This is a genomic window from Pseudoalteromonas sp. SG44-17, assembly GCF_014164235.1.
GTDB lineage: Bacteria > Pseudomonadota > Gammaproteobacteria > Enterobacterales > Alteromonadaceae > Pseudoalteromonas > Pseudoalteromonas rhizosphaerae.
On the sequence record NZ_JACJEV010000009.1, the window covers coordinates 16,157 to 33,688 of the forward strand.

The following is a 17,532-nucleotide window of genomic DNA, read 5'->3' on the forward strand; positions in this document are numbered from 1 at the left end:
TTTACCAAGGCATCTTATTTTTACTAGAAAGGAAAACACTACCTTCTCTATGACTTAGGGGTAATTCGGCAAGAGAGTTCACTTTTTTCCAATCATTTTTTTGAAGAAAAATATTTAAGCCGACTTGTAAACTGTAGTCGAAAATAGTTTTTGCATTTTTTTCGCCATTAATTTCCATCATAAAATCAATTTTTAAAGCGTCCTCCGAAGAAATTGAAGTTAATACATCTGCTTCTTGACCTTCAATATCAATTTTAATTAAGTCAAATTCTTTAGCTATATTACCTATGTTATTAACTTTAACTTCAAATTTATCTAGCTCTCCATAGGGATTACTTTTTGCGCCGCTCAAATGACTTCCAGTTAAGTTTCCACATACTCGTGTAAATTCAGCTTTGCCATCAAAACTTGCCGCGGCTTCATTTATTGGCTTAATCTTTTTACAATTATTTAATTCTAGGTTTTGTTTTAAAACGCGGAATGTTTCAGGGTCCGCTTCAAAACATGTAACTTGATAATCTAATAAGCTCAGCACTATTGAATGCAGACCGATATTAGCGCCAAGATCTAACACATTCTTATAGTTATTTTTATTTTTCAAGTAAAAGCTTAAAATGATTAGCTCATCAATACCAAACAAATGAGTCGTATTAATATTGCCCATATCGTAATACGGAAGAGAAAATGTAATATTATCCGTTAATAAAAATGTTGGTGTTGATGTCGTGTTATAAGCGCTGGCAATTACTTTTGATAGTTTTTTGTTAAGAAGCTGGTAATCACTGCTTGATTGTACGTGTGATTGTGTATTCCTAGCTAGCATAACCAGCTCTTGGTGTAAGTTTATCATTATAGATTTTCCTTCAAACTGGGTATAAGCATAGCTTTTTTTTGTTTTATGTAAGCAAGTTCAGGGCTCATATTCTCTAATGGATTGCCATACTTGATAATCGGTTCATATCTAAAGTTTGGGTTAATTACTAATTCGATAAGCTTTGGCCCTTCTTGATCCATGCGAAGGTGTAAACGTTCTACTAATAATTTTAATTGCTCATTATTTTCAACTTTTTCAGAGTCGATCCCATAAGCTTTAGCAACTTCAGAAAAATTTATGTGAGGCAAGCCATTATTACAATCAGCAGAAAAATAATTTGAGTCTAGCCAATCATCTTGGGTTTGTTTTATCATACAATGACCACTATTGTTAAATACAATAATAATGACTGGAAGTTTCAAGTGATTTAACGTTGAAAGTTCTTGGATATTCATTTGCAAACCACCATCGCCAACTATACAAAATACTTCTTTTTCTTTTGCTAGGGCAACACCAATCGATGCAGGTAAAGCATAGCCCATGGGGGTATTATTATATGAAGAAATATACTGCTGGCCTTTTTTCTCTTTACCGTAGACAAGAGTTAAAGGTAAGCAAGTACCTGTATCCACACATATATTTTGGTCATCACAGAAAGCACCACTAAACAACTCAACAGCTAAATATGGATTTACACCACCGTAATTATATTCAGGTATGTAGTTAAACTCTTGTGTGACATCCGTAATATAATTTAGCCACACATCGTTATTTTTAAATATTTCAATTAAATCTTCACAATGCAGTGAAAAAGCATCTAAAAAAACTTGTACAGATACAGGAAATTGATAGTTGATTACTTTGCCTAATTGGGCAAATTTCTCTATTTCATTATGGTCAATATCCACCATTGCGATTTTAGCTTCACGTGCAAAAGTATCTAATTTTGCTGTGGCTTTTGAATCTAGTCTGCACCCAATAGAAATGATAAAATCACAATTTTGTAAAACGATATTATTCCCACGTAAAGAATGAGTTCCAAAATTCCCTAGATTTAGCTCGTCATCATGATTTGCAATCCCTTTGAGCGGCCAAGTCGATAGAAAGGGGATTTTTAGTTTTGTTGCAAGTGAAATTAACCGTTCTGCTGAGTTATGGCACCCAGCACCAAGAATAAATAAAGGTTTTTTCGCTTGTTTTAATGACACTATGAAGTTATTAAATATGTTTTCTTGAATTACTTTATGGTTTACAGTTGATTGATTAAAAGCTTCAAATGGTATTTTTTTTATATCTAATATCTCTCGCTGAAAGTCATCAGGAATATCTATTAACACAGGCCCTGGCCGGCCACTTAATGCTGCTTTTATAGCTTCAGGTAATACAGTGATAATGTCATTAGGTCTTTTTAATTGTATTGCGTACTTTGTTATTGGCTTTGCCATAGAAACAATATCGGTTTCTTGGAAACCATATTGGCGAACCCCTAATTTATGCGATTGCCTAAATGAAGCTACATTTCCAGTTATATGTAAAGTAGCTACAGAGTCAAAGTAGGAGCTTGCGATACCTGTTAATAAATTTGTAGCGCCTGGGCCTGATGTGGCTATAGTCACGCCTAGTACATGGTGTGTTTTTGCATAACTATCAGCAGCCATCGCACATGATTGCTCATGTTGCATTGCAATAGCTGAAAGCGAAGGGTGTTTTTCAATTGAGTCAATTAAATGTAAAGCAGCACCGCCTTGCAGAACAAATACATGCTTGATATCTAATTGAGCAAGGTAAGATGCAATATAATCCGTTAGTTTCATTTATGTATGCTCTTTATTGAGTCTACGCAATTTGTAGATATTTGGGTTTTCAAGAGACTCCAAAAAATCCTCATGAAAAATTTCTTTGGATGCAATGCTATAGTTTCGTCCACTAAACTTACTATTTGCATTATCAAGAAGAAAAATTAAGGAGTCGATGACCAGTTGCATAGACACAAAGTCATTTTCCTCATATCTTCTGGCTGTTTCCTTATATGCTTCCGGCACTATTTCTTTTGCGTGGAGTGTTTGTTGGTGAATAGGTGTATCTACCCAGCCAGGACCAACATTTAGAAAGATTAAATCGGGATATTCAGCAGCTAAAACTTCAGTCATTTTTATTAATGCTACTTTCGCATTTATATAAGAGTTGAACTTCGTCGGGGCGCTATTGACGCCTCCGCCAGCAAAGGTCAGGATTTTGCAGTTTGATTTCATTTTTAGAACTGCTGAACTTAACACTTGCACTATAGATAAGTAATTAATTCTATATGCATTTTCCCAATCGTCATAAGAGCAATCTGATAGAGAACCGATTGGCTCGAGTGTGCCATGAACAAAAATTATACTATCATATATTGAAAAGTTCGTTTTATGGCACCAATCGTCAACGTTTTTTTGTGAGCTAAAATCAACTTTTGTTAGTTCAGCAAAATCTAAGTTTGATTTTCGCCCTCGATAAGTACCGTGAATAATCGTATTTTGGCTTAAGCGCTCAGCAAGTGCTTGCCCAATACCACTATTTATTCCTGTAATTAATACTCGATTCATTAAAACGGGCCTTTAAACCAGTTACCAGGAACATCGTGAGGAAATTCTACATCTTCGGTCATAAATATTTCCCTATCAAGGAGTTCAGATACAGCTTTAGTAATCTCAGTTCTGGTTTTGTAGTATTTTTTTGTTAATCCAAAGCTCGTAGGTTCAGGGTAAGAGGGGAGTGCTATTCGTTTTATTGGTTTTTTTAAGGAAGTAAAGCATGCTTCATATATTTTTGCCGAAATTTCACTAGAGACAGAAAATGAGTTATGTCCTATATCAGTGCATATGCAGGTTTGAGTCTTATTGACCGAGTTATAAATAGTTTGCCAATCAATATTTGTCGGTTCAGATACCTCAATTACCTCGCAGTTAACACCTTGTTTTTTTAGGAAGTTGTGGCAGTGTATGGCTTCTAGGAGCATATAGCTATTAGCGATGATAGTGACATCTTCACCTTCTTTGATGACTCTCGTTGTTTGCATGTTTGAGTTGTAATCGACGCACGTTTCTTTGTCGATGTTTTGGTTATGCAGCCATCGATGTTCAAGGAAAATAGTTGGATTATTATCCATTATACTTTGATAAAGTAGCTGTCCTACATTATCAGTTAAGCTTGGAGTAACAACTTTAAGTCCAGGGATATGTGCAAACCATGATTGCAAGCTTTGTTGATGAGTGGGTCCTTGACCCCAACCCCTACCTATGATTAAACGTATTGTTAAAGGTACAGTCATTTGCCCATTAAACATGTAGTGCCACTTAGCGGCATTATTTACAAGTTGGTCCATGGCAAGCAAGAAAAAATCGACTCGTTGATGGGTCATTAATACACGTGTGCCAGTAATAGCTGCGCCAATCCCCACACCCGTCATTGCATTTTCAGATGTTGGCATATCAAAGACACGGTCTGAGCCAAACTTTGATTGTAAGCCTGTAGTTGTACCAAAAATAGCTTTTGGATCATTAATACCTAATCCCATACAAATCATGCTATCGTCTTCAGCCATGGCACAGTGCTGTGCTTGGTTTATTTCTTCAGCGAATGTTGTTGTTTTATTTTGCATAAAGAAACTCTTCGTTTAACTGTGGATTTGGAAAAGGGCTATTTTCAGCAAAAAGAAAAGCATCTTCTATTTCATTTTTTATTTTGATAATCATTTCGTTATGAGTTTTCTCGAAATGTTGATCTGCTGATAGTTCCGCGAATAATAATTTTAACGGATCTTTTTCAAGCCATGTTTTGACTTCACCTGCGGCTCTGTAGTTTAAGTCATCATCAAAATTAGGACCGCAATGCTCTCTGTGACGATATGTATCAAGCTCTAAGAGTGCTGGGGCATTATTCTTTCTAATATATTCAATAGCACTCTCAACGGCATGGGTTAGTGGTATTAGAAGATTTCCATCAGCGTGAAAGCTTTCAACTCCAATTGATTGCGATAAATCCGTAATGCTTCTATTAACCGGCTGGCGAACTTCTAATGGGCTATACACTGAATAGCGGTTATTCTCACATATGAATAATATAGGAAGAGATTTAACTGCTGCAAAATTTAACGACTCGTAAAAAGCGCCTTCTTCCGTTGCACCGTCACCAAAATAACTTACGGTCAAAAAATTGCTATTTTGTAGTTTTTGACTTAGCGCACTGCCAACCGCCAGTGGTATACTATTACCCACAATTGCAGTGCTAGCTATAAAACCGCAATCCAAGTCTGTTAAGTGCATAGAGCCACCTCTGCCACCTGTGCAGCCTGTCGCCTTGCCATATAATTCAGCTATCATTTTCTTTAATGATCCGCCTTTGGCTAGATAGTGGGCATGTGCTCTATGTGAACTGAAAGCCTTATCATCTTTAGATAAAAAATTAGAAACAACAACAGGTACTAGCTCTTGACCTATTGACAGATGTGTTGGGCATCTCATTTCTTGCTCAGGGTAGCGTAAGGCTATCATTTCTTCTATTTTTCGAATTCTTAATGATTCGAAATATGCATCAAGTTTTTTCATTAGGGTATAAACCAATAAAAATCGCCAGTGTAGCCTGTATCTTTGAAAAACTCTTTCCACTGATCAACATGCATCATTGTTTTGGCTGTTAGATTCCAGGCTTCCATGCGTTCTTTTTCTTGTTCATTTCTATATGCATCAACAGTAATAAATGCTTTAGCTTTAGAAACTCGCTCTATTTCTTGCAGTGCTTTTGCACAATTATTAAGATCTAAATTATGAATAGTGTTAATTGATATTACAGTATCAAAACTATTGTCTTCGAAAGGTAATTTAGTAGCGCAACCTTGTTGTAATAAGTGCTTTACTTCCTGTTTGGCATTGTCTAATGCGTAATGGGATATATCTATTCCACTTAATGTCATTGTTGGTAGCTGTTGTAAAATATCATAAAGCATAAATCCTTTTGCACAGCCTACGTCTAATAAACTGCTATTTTCTTGCAGGCCAAAGTGCGTAATAAAGTCAGGCACGACTGGCTGCCAAAATCTTGAATGATAGTTAAAACCACCATAGCCGTGCTCTCTATCACCATCAAAGAATTCCTCGTCAAATTGGCGCGCTATAGCTCTAACTGCTTCACTTTTGGCTTCTAATCTACCAGAAAGATCACGCTTAGACTTAGGGTAATTTTTTAGTAAATCTATTTCTTGTCCTATCATGATTACCTCAAGGTTTGTGAATATAGTCATGTTCTTGCTTGGCGAGTACATCTAAATTTTGCTTCATCCAATAAATTGTTCGTTCTAAGCCGTTTTCTAATGAAATAGAATCTTGCCAATTTAGCTCGGAGCGAATTTTTTTTGTGTCTAATAAATATGCTGCATCTTTTCCTAATCGATCTTCAGTCGATTGGCACACTTGTTCAAATGGGAGCTTAAGCATATTGCAGATTGTTTCAACGAGTACTCGAATAGAGATCATTTGCTCTGTTGAAATATGGTAAATATCACCATTTTTACCCTTTTCGCCAATAAGTTGTGTCGCTGAAGATACATCGTCAATATGTATAAATGATCGTGTTGAATGCCCTCCGCCATGCAGCTGTAATTTTTTGCCTAGTAGGGCATATAAAATAGTACGAGGGATTATGCGATAAAGCTGTTGGCCTTCACCATAAACATTGGCAGCTCGTGTAAATACCACTGGAAAGTCATAAACATCTGCAAATGTATGTAGACTCATATCTGCAGCAGCACGGGAGACTGCATATGGTGTACTGGGTTGATAATTAGTATGCTCTGGTACTAATCCGTTACAACTACCATAAACTTCGGGAGTTGATATATGGATGTATTTTTCAAGGAAATCTAATTGTCGGAGAGAATTGTGTAACTTGATCGTTGAAACAGTGTTAGTCATAAACCAATGTTCAGGATGTTGCCAGCTTTGACCAACCATGCTTTGTGCAGCAAAGTTATAAATTTTTTTAATTTTTTTCTGTTTAACAATATCAATAATTTTTTGCAGATGATGATTTATATCCAGTTGGCTAAATTGCAATTTATCTGCATTTTTTTGCCAACTATATGGTAGTAATGCTGAATTAGGTTCTGATGAGCGACTAACAGCAACAATTTGCTGATCATTTTTTAGCATATGCGCACAAAATGATGCCCCTGAAAATGAATTGCTTCCTAAAACTAAAATTGATGAGTCATTCATAGTTTAGATTGCCGCCTTATTTATTTTATTCTCAAGAAGAGAAAATTGAGTTTGAATATTTTCAAATGAATCATCCATCCATGCATTTATTTGAAATTCATTATCATTAAAGTAATGATTTTTTCCAACTTCAAAGCCGTGCATGCTATTTGTTCTGTCTGATAGATTTGGAATATCATTCGAACACCATCTAAAAATGATTGAGCGAGCCCCTTCAAGATAGCTAATCGGATAAAGAGGACCACTGTCAACACCCATATTTATATACGCTTCATGGTATAAGGCGAGCCTGATACTTAAATCTACAGCTGCAAGGGGATACGTTGTAAGCGATTGATATTTTTCTTCAAGGGGCTCACTTACTTTATAAGTATCTCTAATAATTAGCGGAAAGTATTCATTGAGGTCTAGTGATAATGCAAAATCAAGCCATGCCGTTGTATTGCTATTTCTGTGCTCGGAATTTGCCCAATATTCTCTCAATGTAATTGTTATTAGCTTTTTTTTGCCCACGTTATGTCTTATGAAGTCATTAACAATAGTATAAGCTTGTTGTGGAGGTGCTAAGTTACTTAATTTAATATTTTGCTCGGCATAAGATTTTAATAATTTAAAATCTCCAGCTGCTTGTCTAGGGTTTTGAAAGTAGTTATTTGGATATATGCTAGGGTTCAAGCTTTTATAGTATACAAGGCTACTTTGCGAAATCGGCTGATCAATACCTATGCATGAGGCAAGACAATTAAACATGGGTTTAATAACCTTTTCGATACGCCATTTAGCATCAACGTTATCGTGATATACATTTAATCCTGGTGTATCGTCACTATGGCTAGGGATAATTACAAATTGAATATTTTTTTTATTTTGTTTTTTTCGTTCTATTTCAGCTAAAACGATAAAAGTAGTTACATCAAAGCAGGGCAAATTATAAGAGAGATCATAAAAAGCATATAACGTTGATTTAGTATCAATATCAAATTGCATTTGTATACAAGGAATGAGCTTACCGCTCATGTGGTTAAAAAAAGAACATTGATTAGTGGTAATACCAATTTTATTTAAAGATTGTAAGATATCAAAGACAAATTCAGAACAAATTACTACTTGGAGCGTTTGTTTTTTTTCTAGTTTTGATAATTCTTCTAATGATTTTGCAGGCGTGCCTTTGTATGATTCGCCACCATTTGTACAAGCAAAAATATTATTGTCAGTATTATATTCTGATCGGATAAACATTTCTGTTGAGGCTGTAATTCCGTAGACAATGGTGGTCATTAATTAGCCTCACGTAATGCATTGTATAGAGCTTTCATTAAGATATGCCCGACAATAACTTGAGTATCTTCTGATATCTGCATATCTTGGACTTCGAAATGGAAAACTTGGTCAAGCATCGGCTTAACTTTACCGCCAGAAAATCCTAAAATGCCCACTGTTTTCATGCCAATGTCGAGTGCTTGTTGAGTCGCTCTAATTATATTTTCAGAGTTACCGCTACCAGATAAAACAAGTAAAATATCATTGCTGTTTGCTTTAACTTTTAGCTGATGTGCAAAAATATTTTCATAACCAATGTCATTGCCTAGGCAAGTTAAAACAGAGCTGTTTGCTGGTAATGCTTCAACTTTTAATGCATTACCTTCTGGGCTAATACCAAATGTAAAGTCATTTGCAAGGTGGATTGCATTTGCTGCTGAGCCGCCATTGCCACATAAATATAAAGTGCCGTTATTTGCCTTCATAGTAAGTAAGGTATCAACAAGACTCTTAACTTGTTCACTATCTAACTGTTTTAATACATCCGTTAGGGTGTTCACATAGTTTGTTGTCAGGTTTTTCACTGAATCCTTGGCTATAGTGGTTGCAGATTGGTTGTTAGTCATAAAACTTCTCTTTGCATCCATTTAAGGTTGTAAAAATGGTCTTCATCTTTAAGTAAGTCTTGTTTGTAAGCTGTAATAATTTCGGTAATGGCTGTGTCGACATTTTTATTGGGTGTAAAACCGGTAGATAGTAACTTATCTGAATTAATACGGTAACAACGAGGGTCATTTGAAGGAGTAACCTCAATCTCACATGCTATTTTAGCCTGTACCATTTTTGCTATATCCATAATTGAGATATTTTCAAACCCTGCATTAAAGACACCAGAGACTTTCTCTGGATTATCCAGCATATAAATATAGAGATCAGTAATATCGTCAATATGAATATTTGGTCTGACTTGATCGCCGCCAAACACTGTGATTTTTCCATTTTTTAGAGCTTGCATTGTCAGCATATTGACAGAAACATCTAAGCGCATTCGTTTAGATAAACCGCATACAGTTGCTGGGCGTACAATTTGTACCGCCATGTCGTCGGCATAACTAAGAAGTACACGCTCTGCAACCATTTTCGTTTTGTTGTATTCAGAAATAGGCTCAAGCGTTAAGTCCTCAGTTACTTGCTCTTCATCTTTAACGCCGTATACGCTACCCGATGACGCATAAATAAACTGTTTTATTCCACAGCGCTTTGCTTTATCGGCTAAGCGCATAGTTGCTAACGCACTCACTTCCCATGTTAATTTAGGGTTTAAATCACCACAGGGATCGTTTGCGATAGAAGCAAGATGAATAATAGAATCCACACCGTCTAAGTTAATCGTATCAGTGTCGCGTACGTCACCTTTAATGACTGAGAGGTTGTCATGAGAGGGCAAAAAATTACCAAACCATTGGATGTCAAACGCGATTACGCGATGGCCTAAAGCCAGTAGTTTTGGAACCAGTACAGTTCCTTTATAGCCAGTTGCACCGGTAACTAATATTGTTTTTGGATTCATTTAATATTCTCTAATTCTTTGGTAGTCATAAATATAATGTTCAATGACATACAATTATTATGCCTAACTTAAGTAGATTTTTGCTCTACATGTTTATTTATATCGGTGATGTGAGGGTTTTCCTTTAATGTTTTTATTAAATCATTATAGGAAAAATCTACTTTATTCAAAAAATGCTCATAAACAGCGGTAATTGCTTTGTAATCGTCTGGTTCATCAAGTGTTAGGCGAAAGTGGCTATAATCTTCATACGCACTGAATGTGTGAGTCGTTATAGTATTAAATTTTGCCATGCCTAACGTAACATGCTCACGATCGTCCGGTGATGTTGCTTTTAGATGGGTATTCTCTAGTAAATCAAATGAAAATGCGCAGCAGTCAAGTCCTCTAGGGTAACCACTATGAGGACCTAAATTAACCATGTCATAGGTTTGAGTCACTCTTTCATTAATCACTTTGTTACATAGCTCTTCATCAATCAGTGGACAATCACTCGTTAGCCTAACTATGGTTGTAGATGATTGAGCATTATAATGTTTAGCAGCCAGATAATAGCGGCTTAGTACGTCTTGTGTATCCCCTTGGTAGGTTTTAATATTCAGCTGTGTGCATAAATCCAAGATAGGCTGCTCAGTGCCATCATTAGTTGTTGCGACAATGATTTGATCGTGCCAGTTTGGTAAGCGTTCAAGCATAATTTGTAACACTGGTTTGCCACACAGCGGCAACATCACTTTGGCAGGCAATCTGGTTGATGTCATACGTGCTTGAATTATTATTAATACATCAGACATGGTCACTGGTAATCGTAATTATTATTGAGATAAATATAGCAAATCATTACACTCTTGCACATAACTTAAAAGTTAAAATCCTTTTGGATCAATATAGTTTATCAAATTGTAAGCTATTGTAGATAATTAGGTATGAAATTTGCTTTGATTTAATGATTTTTTGACAGTGCAATTTAAGGGGCGCAAATGGCGTTTAATTCTGAAATTACCATCGATGGTAGAAAAATTGGGCCAGGTCATCCTGTGTATATTATTGCCGAAATGTCAGCAAACCATGGTCAAAATTTAGAGCAGGCGAAAGCGTTAGTTAGAGCCGCAAAAGAGGCCGGAGCTGATGCGATAAAGTTACAAACTTACCGCGCAGATACTTTAACAATGGATTGTAAATTACCGCATTTTGAAGCAACAGGTCCATGGCAAGGACAATATTTATATGATTTATACGAAGGGGCATATATGCCATGGGATTTTCACGCCCCTTTAATTCAGCTGGCGAATGAAATCGGTATCACTATTTTTTCTTCACCATTTGATGATTCTGCAGTCGATTTATTGGAATCTTTTGATTCACCTGCATATAAAATAGCTTCGCCAGAGTTGATCGATCATGACCTCATTCGAAAAGTTGCTGCGACTGGAAAGCCGGTGATTATGTCAACAGGTGGAGCAACGCTTGCTGAGATTGACGAAGCTGTGAAAGTTGCTCACCAAGCAGGAGTAACAGATTTAGCTATATTGAAATGTACAAGTAGCTACCCAGCTCCCCCGCAAAGCATTAATTTAAAAACAATCCCTCATTTAGCAGATGTTTTTAAAGTACCAATAGGCTTATCGGATCACACATTAGGTAACCATATACCTGTCGCCTCTGTAGCTATGGGGGCGACAATTATAGAAAAGCATTTTGTGATGAGTAAAGAAGATGAAACGGCTGATAGCTTTTTTTCCATGACACCAGATGAACTTGAAGATTTAGTTCAAGGAGTTAGGCAAGTTGAGTTGGCTATTGGCAGTGTACATTTCCCTAGTGAGCCCAGTAAAGCAAGGCGTTGCCTATTTGCAGTGAGGGATATTGCTGCTGGTGAAGTTTTGAACAAAGAGAATGTGGTCAATCTAAGGCCTGGTGTAGGTGAGCTGATGCCAAAGGATTTAGGATTTATAACGGGCAGACTCGCAACGAAAGCGATTAAAAAAGGTATGCCTTTGACTTGGCATCACGTTGGAGCGATTAAATGAACTATCTAATTTACGGAGCGGGTCATTTTGGAGAATGTTTTTATAGAATTTTAGTAAAGCAAAAGCTACAAGTTAATGGGTGGATCGATCAACGTTTAGTTAGCCAGATGAAGTATAATTTACCTATTTTTGATGAGCATACAGCTGATCGTAATATGACAGTCATTGTTGCAGTAACGCCGTTAGTTAACTCTAATAGAGGGCAAATCAAAGAGCGCCTACAAGAGCTCGGTTATAATAATGTTCTTGGCTTTTTTGAGGCTGCACGAGAGTTCCCAGAAGTGTTTAAGGAATATGCACAGCTAGAGCATTTATGGATGCGCACAAGTCATCATGATATGTTGAATTTACCAAGTATTAAGTGGTTACGAGCGCGTTTGGGGGATGATAAAAGTAAAAATATATTAGATAAATTGTGTGCTTTTAGGGCATCCCTTTCTATTGATGACTACCCTGAACCGGATAGAAAAATTGAGTACTTCCCAGATGATATACCTTTCAATTTTCAATCACCAATTCGTTTTATCGATTGTGGTGCTTATACTGGGGATACAGTAGAGGCGTTTGTAGAACTTCATAAAAAAAATATTATAACACTTGAGCATATTTCCTCATTTGAACCCGATACAAATAATTATCAAACACTTACAAATACACAAAACAGGCTAAAGAAAAATAATCCTGAAATTTCTTTTCAAGCATTCCCTTCGGGGGTTTGGAAATGTGTTGATTTACTTAATTTTAATCAAGGGCAAACAAGCTCCAGCAATATTATACAAAGTGAAGTTATAAATGATTCTTCAGTATCTGTTGTTGATTTAGACTCAACTTGTCAAGCTATGGATATAAACTATATAAAAATGGACATAGAGGGGGCCGAATTAGCTGCTCTTGAAGGTGCCAAAAGTTTAATTCAAACCCAACAGCCTGTGCTAGCTATTTGTGTTTACCATAAACCGAAAGATTTATGGGAACTCCCTCAATTTATCGATCAATTGCAGCCTAATTACGATATGTATTTACGAGTACATGAACATTTAGGGTTAAGCACCGTTTTGTATTGTATTCCAAAAGGTTCTCATTAATGAAAAATCAACTTATTAACTTTTTATATCAGTTTTTTACAGACAGAGGTTGCGCTGTTGATATTGATAATATTTTAGAGCTTTCATTCAAGGATGATATAGCTTTGGATTCATTTGAGATTCTGACATTAGTAATGCAGATTGAATTGACTTTCGGTATAAAAATTGAACCTCAGGAATTGCTTGATCCAAAGACGAATTATGTGAGTGGATTTGTTGATATGGTTATGGCAAAGCAATAATTATGTTTGCAATTCGTATCACTAATAAGCAAGACAATGGCATTGGTCATTTAATGCGAATGAAACATTTGGCTTCTGCATTAAAACAGCACCAATTAGGTGTCCACATAATTCTTGATGATTTATGTCAGTTTAGCCAAACGCTGTATGCAGATTTTAAAGTGGCTGATGTTCATTGGCAAAATTATGAAGAGGACGCACTTTTAACAATTAATTATATGCATCAGAATAGTTTATCGCATTTAATAGTTGATAGTTATACTTTACCGCATGAATACGAGCAGTTGATAAAGAAATCCGGTTTTACCTTAACCGTTATTGATGATAACGAGCGACAACATACTTGCGATTTTTTGATTGATTATAAATGGGTAGGACCGAATACAAAGAGCCGTTATGAATCGCTAGTACCGACTGATTGCGTTCGTCTTTTAGGCCCGAATTATTGTATTTTAGATCCCACATATCGTACCGTTGAAAAGTACTCTTCGGAGTCAGATCTTCCCGTTCGAGTTTTATTTTCATTAGGTGGCGGTGGTGATCTTTTTATTCTAAAAAGAATCTTTGATGGATTACCAAGAGCCATTCAAGCAAATGTTCTTTTTGATATAGTGATAGGTCCCTATGCAACGAATAAAGAGACTATGTATGCTATTGGGCAAGAGTTTCCAAATATTAATATTTTAGAGAATGTAACTTGCCTGAAAGAGTATTATGAAAGAGCCTCACTTTTTGTGGGTGCATTAGGCACCTCTTTTTATGAATGTGCTGCGACTAAAACACCAGCGATTACTTTTTCTCTTGAGGATAACCAGACTAATGATATTGATATCTTGGAGTGGTTAGGTCACTACCTCCATATTAATGATGTTTCTATTGATGATTTTTTGCGATTAGGAGAGTTAATTGATATCGCTCTTAGTCAATTACCAAGATTACAATTGCTGGTAGCCAAAAGAAAAGTATCGGTTGATGGCGAGGGGGCACGGCGAATAGCTAAAGCTCTTGTCGGTGAGAAGATATCAACAAATTGTTTTGCTATTGCTGAGCAGCACTGCGAAGTAAAGACTGAATTAACAGATAATTTGGTTGTTTGCCAAGTTGATGATACCCATATAAATAGTTATTTATCGGCTAGAAACTTACCTAGCAATAGCGTGAGAATGACTGTGCAGAATGCTATTAAGCCATTGGAACATTATTTATGGTGGTTTAATCAATCACGTTTTAACTTTGTGATTACAGAGCGAGAAGGCAGTAGGCAATCTCAAAGTTTGTATATCTGGCATAATTTATATAAAGATAAGTATTTATATGGCGGCTGGTTTTCTTGTAATCAAGATCTTTCCTTGCCCATAGCTATGATCGCCTTACAATGGCAACTTGAGTTTTGTAAAGCGAGTCATCCCAATGCTATTTGGCTTGCGGTGATCCACAAAGACAACAAATTTGTAAATTTGCTAAATAGCTATATGGGATTTGTGGCAATACCAATACATTCAAAAGAATATAAAGTAACGCAACAGTTATTTCCTTTGGCCGATGAGCAGTTTAATTTTGTAATGTGGGACCCAAATGCACAATAAAAATATATACCAGCTTGTTCAATCACATACGGTTACTCAACCTGAGAAAATTGCGTGTATATATCAACAGACCCAAATTAACTACCAACAACTAATAAATAAGGTTGATTCTTTAGCTGCTGGCCTGACTCAGTTAGGAATTAAGCAAGGACATAAAGTTGCGTTATTTTGTCCAAATAACCTCGAGTTTACATATTGTTTATTAGCTGCGGCTAAACTGGGTATTGCGCTTGCGCCATTACCACTAACTCTTAAAGGACAGGCTTTATCAAAAGCGTTACAAGTAGCTGATTGCGAGTATGCTATAGCATGGATAAGTGTGGCTGAACAACTTGTTAATAATGATGTTTTAGCTACCGACAATATAATTACGATAGGTGGCAATAGTGATAACTTGATTGATTTGGTCAATGTAATGTCTGCATCCACGGCGCAATATGATGAGTTTCCAGTAGAAAATATCAATTTACCTTATATTCTTACCATGACTTCAGGTTCTACTGGTCAACCTAAGCCAATAGTATTTACTCAAGCGACTAAAATTGTTCGCGCATTTGATGCGACGGCTCAGTATTACCAATTAGATAAAAGCGATGTTGTGTTGGTTTCAACACCTTTATATCATTCACTTGCACAGCGCTCTTTACTGATGCCACTAATGTTGGGCGCAAGTGTAGTTATTTTACCCAAGTTCTCAGTTAATGCTTGGCTTGATGCAATCAATACTCATAAAATTAGTTTTTTATTTGCTGTTTCAAGTCAACTAAAGGCCTTGATCCCAGAGTTAGCAAAAGCACAGTTAACAAGCTTGAAGTGTGTTGTATCATCTTCTGCAACGCTTGAAAGCGACGACAAAAAGTCACTGTTATTAGCCTTGAATTGCCGTTTTCATGAATGTTATGGGGCATCAGAAATGGGGGTGATCAGTGATTTTGATATAACCGAGCCGAATGTACCGATCAATAGTGTAGGTAAGCCTTTACCAAATCTGAAAATAAAAATATGTGATGCTGAACGTAATACTTTGTCTAATGGTAATATCGGTGAAATAGCTTGTCGCTCACCAACTGCGTTTGCACAATATTATAACTTACCAGAGCAAACTGCGCAGAGTTACGACAGTGATGGTTATTTTTTTACTGGTGACCTTGGTTATTTGGATGATGATAATTATCTTTATTATGTTGGTCGAACAAAAGAAGTTATTAAATCGGGCGGGATCAATGTTTACCCGAGCGATATTGAGTTGGTAACTAATTACTTACCTTGGATTGCTGAGTGTGCGGCTTTTGGAGTAAGTGATGATAAATTTGGAGAAGTCATTTTATTATCTTTTGTTTGTAATGATACTGCGCCAGTGAATGCAAAAATGCAGTTGCAAATGCATTTATTCAAAGAACTTACTGACTATCAGCAACCGCGAATTTTGTTTGAGATGAAAAGACTGCCAAAAACCGAAATGGGTAAAATCCATAAACCGAGTATCAAGCAGGCATATCTAGAGAGTTGTAATTAAGCGTATTACACGCTTTCCCAGCCAAGTGTTTGTGTCGAACGTTTAGCAGCAGCAAATAACTTTAAGCCATCTGCGGCGTGTTCTAAACCAAATACGTATGGTTGGTTATTTTCTTGCCCTAGTTGAAAACATTGTAAATCTTCAGCGATGTCGCTGTATAAGTTTGCAAATGCTTCTACAAAACCAGTGGGGTGGCCTGGTTTCATGCGGTTATATCTAAATTGGTGGGCGTAGTCGCACTGACCCGCTCGGTCTAATATCTCTCGCCTACCATCATTAAAATTTAGTTCTAACTCATCGGGGTTGAGCTGTAACCATTTAGCACTTCCGGTATCTCCATACACTCTGATCTGTAAACCGTTACGATGACCAATAGCCGTTTTTGACATCCACATGCTGCCTTTGACGCCACTGGCATACTTTACTAGCATTTGTACGTCATCGACTAAATTAGCATATTGAGAGTGGTTACTAAATTCAGCTAATGTGTGAGTTGGTTCCTCACCCAATAAAAAGCTACTTAGGTGATGAAGGTGAACACCTAAATCTAAGCAAATGGTTGGTACTTCAGCATCTCGCAGACGCCACGCCTGCGGTTGTGATGTTTTTCCCGCGATATCGGGGGGGCGGCGAAAGCCTTCTTGCGGCATTTCTAAATGAATTTTTTGAATTGTTCCCAGCTTTCCTGAATTTATTAAATGCTTTAACTCACGTACCATTGCATAGCCACTGTAGTTAAAAGTAACAGCTAAAAATTGTTTCTTTGGATCATAATAAGGGCGAAGAGTTGCAATTTCTCGTGGTCCACAAACCATCGCTTTTTCACAGATTACGGGTAATTTTTTTTCGAATAAATACTGTAAAACTTCTAAATGATGTGGTGTTGGAGTGAGCACTACAAAAGCATCAATGTGACCCTTTTCAGCTTCGACCATTTCTTTCCAATCTGCGTAAACACGTTCTGCTGGGATCCCCCAATGAATACCTGTAGCTTGATTATTTTCTTGATTACGACAAAAGGCACCGGCAACAACTTGAAATTTATGATCCATGTGAGCTGCGCAAAAGTGCACATAACCAACAGCTGACGTGTTACCCCCGCCAATAAAAGCAAGTTTGAAAGTCGGGTGAGTTTGTAACATAGTTGCCTCAAGGTTCATTAAATAATATGTTTATAT

Annotated in this window: 17 protein-coding genes; 5 read left to right on the top strand and 12 right to left on the bottom strand. The window is 36.6% G+C overall.

All coding sequences use genetic code 11. The features are described from left to right. Window position 1 precedes the first annotated feature (1 nt). The 11 genes from H5182_RS08540 to H5182_RS08590 all read right to left on the bottom strand — a co-directional run bounded on the left by H5182_RS08540 (window position 2) and on the right by H5182_RS08590 (window position 10,689). Window positions 2-850 carry an FkbM family methyltransferase gene (locus H5182_RS08540; RefSeq protein WP_145239468.1) on the bottom strand — a complete coding sequence of 283 codons (849 nt, stop codon included), beginning with the start codon at window positions 848-850 and terminating at the stop codon, window positions 2-4. Continuing rightward, complete coding sequence (locus H5182_RS08545; RefSeq protein WP_076923528.1) at window positions 850-2,628, bottom strand: thiamine pyrophosphate-binding protein; 1,779 nt, start codon at window positions 2,626-2,628, stop codon at window positions 850-852. Before H5182_RS08545 ends, H5182_RS08540 begins: the two co-directional genes overlap by 1 nt. Next, a complete protein-coding gene (locus H5182_RS08550) occupies window positions 2,629-3,399 on the bottom strand; it encodes an SDR family oxidoreductase (RefSeq protein ID WP_145239465.1) in 771 nt (256 codons plus the stop codon). Continuing rightward, window positions 3,399-4,454, bottom strand: coding sequence for an alpha-ketoacid dehydrogenase subunit beta (locus H5182_RS08555; RefSeq protein ID WP_076923526.1), 1,056 nt, complete (start codon window positions 4,452-4,454; stop codon window positions 3,399-3,401). The genes H5182_RS08550 and H5182_RS08555 overlap by 1 nt, the downstream gene beginning before the upstream one ends. Further along, entirely contained in the window at window positions 4,444-5,400 is a 957-nt protein-coding gene (locus H5182_RS08560; protein WP_169019240.1) for a thiamine pyrophosphate-dependent dehydrogenase E1 component subunit alpha, read from the bottom strand. The genes H5182_RS08555 and H5182_RS08560 overlap by 11 nt, the downstream gene beginning before the upstream one ends. Beyond that, window positions 5,400-6,092, bottom strand: a complete 693-nt coding sequence (locus H5182_RS08565) for a class I SAM-dependent methyltransferase (RefSeq protein WP_253188782.1) — start codon at window positions 6,090-6,092, stop codon at window positions 5,400-5,402. The genes H5182_RS08560 and H5182_RS08565 overlap by 1 nt, the downstream gene beginning before the upstream one ends. Then, window positions 6,070-7,065 carry a GDP-mannose 4,6-dehydratase gene (locus H5182_RS08570; protein WP_076923524.1) on the bottom strand — a complete coding sequence of 332 codons (996 nt, stop codon included), beginning with the start codon at window positions 7,063-7,065 and terminating at the stop codon, window positions 6,070-6,072. Before H5182_RS08570 ends, H5182_RS08565 begins: the two co-directional genes overlap by 23 nt. 3 nt (window positions 7,066-7,068) lie before the next feature. Next, window positions 7,069-8,343, bottom strand: a complete 1,275-nt coding sequence (locus H5182_RS08575) for a hypothetical protein (RefSeq protein WP_076923523.1) — start codon at window positions 8,341-8,343, stop codon at window positions 7,069-7,071. After that, window positions 8,343-8,951, bottom strand: a complete 609-nt coding sequence (locus H5182_RS08580; RefSeq protein ID WP_076923522.1) for an SIS domain-containing protein — start codon at window positions 8,949-8,951, stop codon at window positions 8,343-8,345. The genes H5182_RS08575 and H5182_RS08580 overlap by 1 nt, the downstream gene beginning before the upstream one ends. After that, window positions 8,948-9,895 (bottom strand): NAD(P)-dependent oxidoreductase, encoded by a 948-nt coding sequence (locus H5182_RS08585; protein ID WP_145239453.1) that lies wholly within the window; start codon window positions 9,893-9,895, stop codon window positions 8,948-8,950. The genes H5182_RS08580 and H5182_RS08585 overlap by 4 nt, the downstream gene beginning before the upstream one ends. Before the next feature lie 68 nt (window positions 9,896-9,963). Next, on the bottom strand, window positions 9,964-10,689 hold the full coding sequence (locus H5182_RS08590) for a cytidylyltransferase domain-containing protein (RefSeq protein ID WP_076923520.1): 726 nt from the start codon (window positions 10,687-10,689) through the stop codon (window positions 9,964-9,966). Between the two features lie 186 nt (window positions 10,690-10,875). Between H5182_RS08590 and pseI the strand changes: the two genes are divergently transcribed. The 5 genes from pseI to H5182_RS08615 are packed head-to-tail and all read left to right on the top strand — an operon-like array spanning window position 10,876 to window position 16,354. Beyond that, a complete protein-coding gene (gene pseI / locus H5182_RS08595) occupies window positions 10,876-11,925 on the top strand; it encodes a pseudaminic acid synthase (protein WP_182718191.1) in 1,050 nt (349 codons plus the stop codon). After that, a complete protein-coding gene (locus H5182_RS08600; RefSeq protein ID WP_182718190.1) occupies window positions 11,922-13,010 on the top strand; it encodes an FkbM family methyltransferase in 1,089 nt (362 codons plus the stop codon). The genes pseI and H5182_RS08600 overlap by 4 nt, the downstream gene beginning before the upstream one ends. Further along, window positions 13,010-13,252, top strand: a complete 243-nt coding sequence (locus H5182_RS08605) for an acyl carrier protein (protein ID WP_076923517.1) — start codon at window positions 13,010-13,012, stop codon at window positions 13,250-13,252. The genes H5182_RS08600 and H5182_RS08605 overlap by 1 nt, the downstream gene beginning before the upstream one ends. A 2-nt stretch (window positions 13,253-13,254) precedes the next feature. Next, on the top strand, window positions 13,255-14,838 hold the full coding sequence (locus H5182_RS08610) for a hypothetical protein (protein WP_182759887.1): 1,584 nt from the start codon (window positions 13,255-13,257) through the stop codon (window positions 14,836-14,838). Then, window positions 14,828-16,354: a class I adenylate-forming enzyme family protein gene (locus H5182_RS08615; RefSeq protein WP_182718188.1), complete on the top strand. Its 1,527-nt coding sequence runs from the start codon at window positions 14,828-14,830 to the stop codon at window positions 16,352-16,354. The genes H5182_RS08610 and H5182_RS08615 overlap by 11 nt, the downstream gene beginning before the upstream one ends. A gap of 5 nt (window positions 16,355-16,359) precedes the next feature. Here the strand turns inward: H5182_RS08615 and H5182_RS08620 are convergent, their stop codons facing one another. After that, window positions 16,360-17,514, bottom strand: coding sequence for a Gfo/Idh/MocA family oxidoreductase (locus tag H5182_RS08620; protein ID WP_310736544.1), 1,155 nt, complete (start codon window positions 17,512-17,514; stop codon window positions 16,360-16,362). Window positions 17,515-17,532 lie beyond the last annotated feature (18 nt).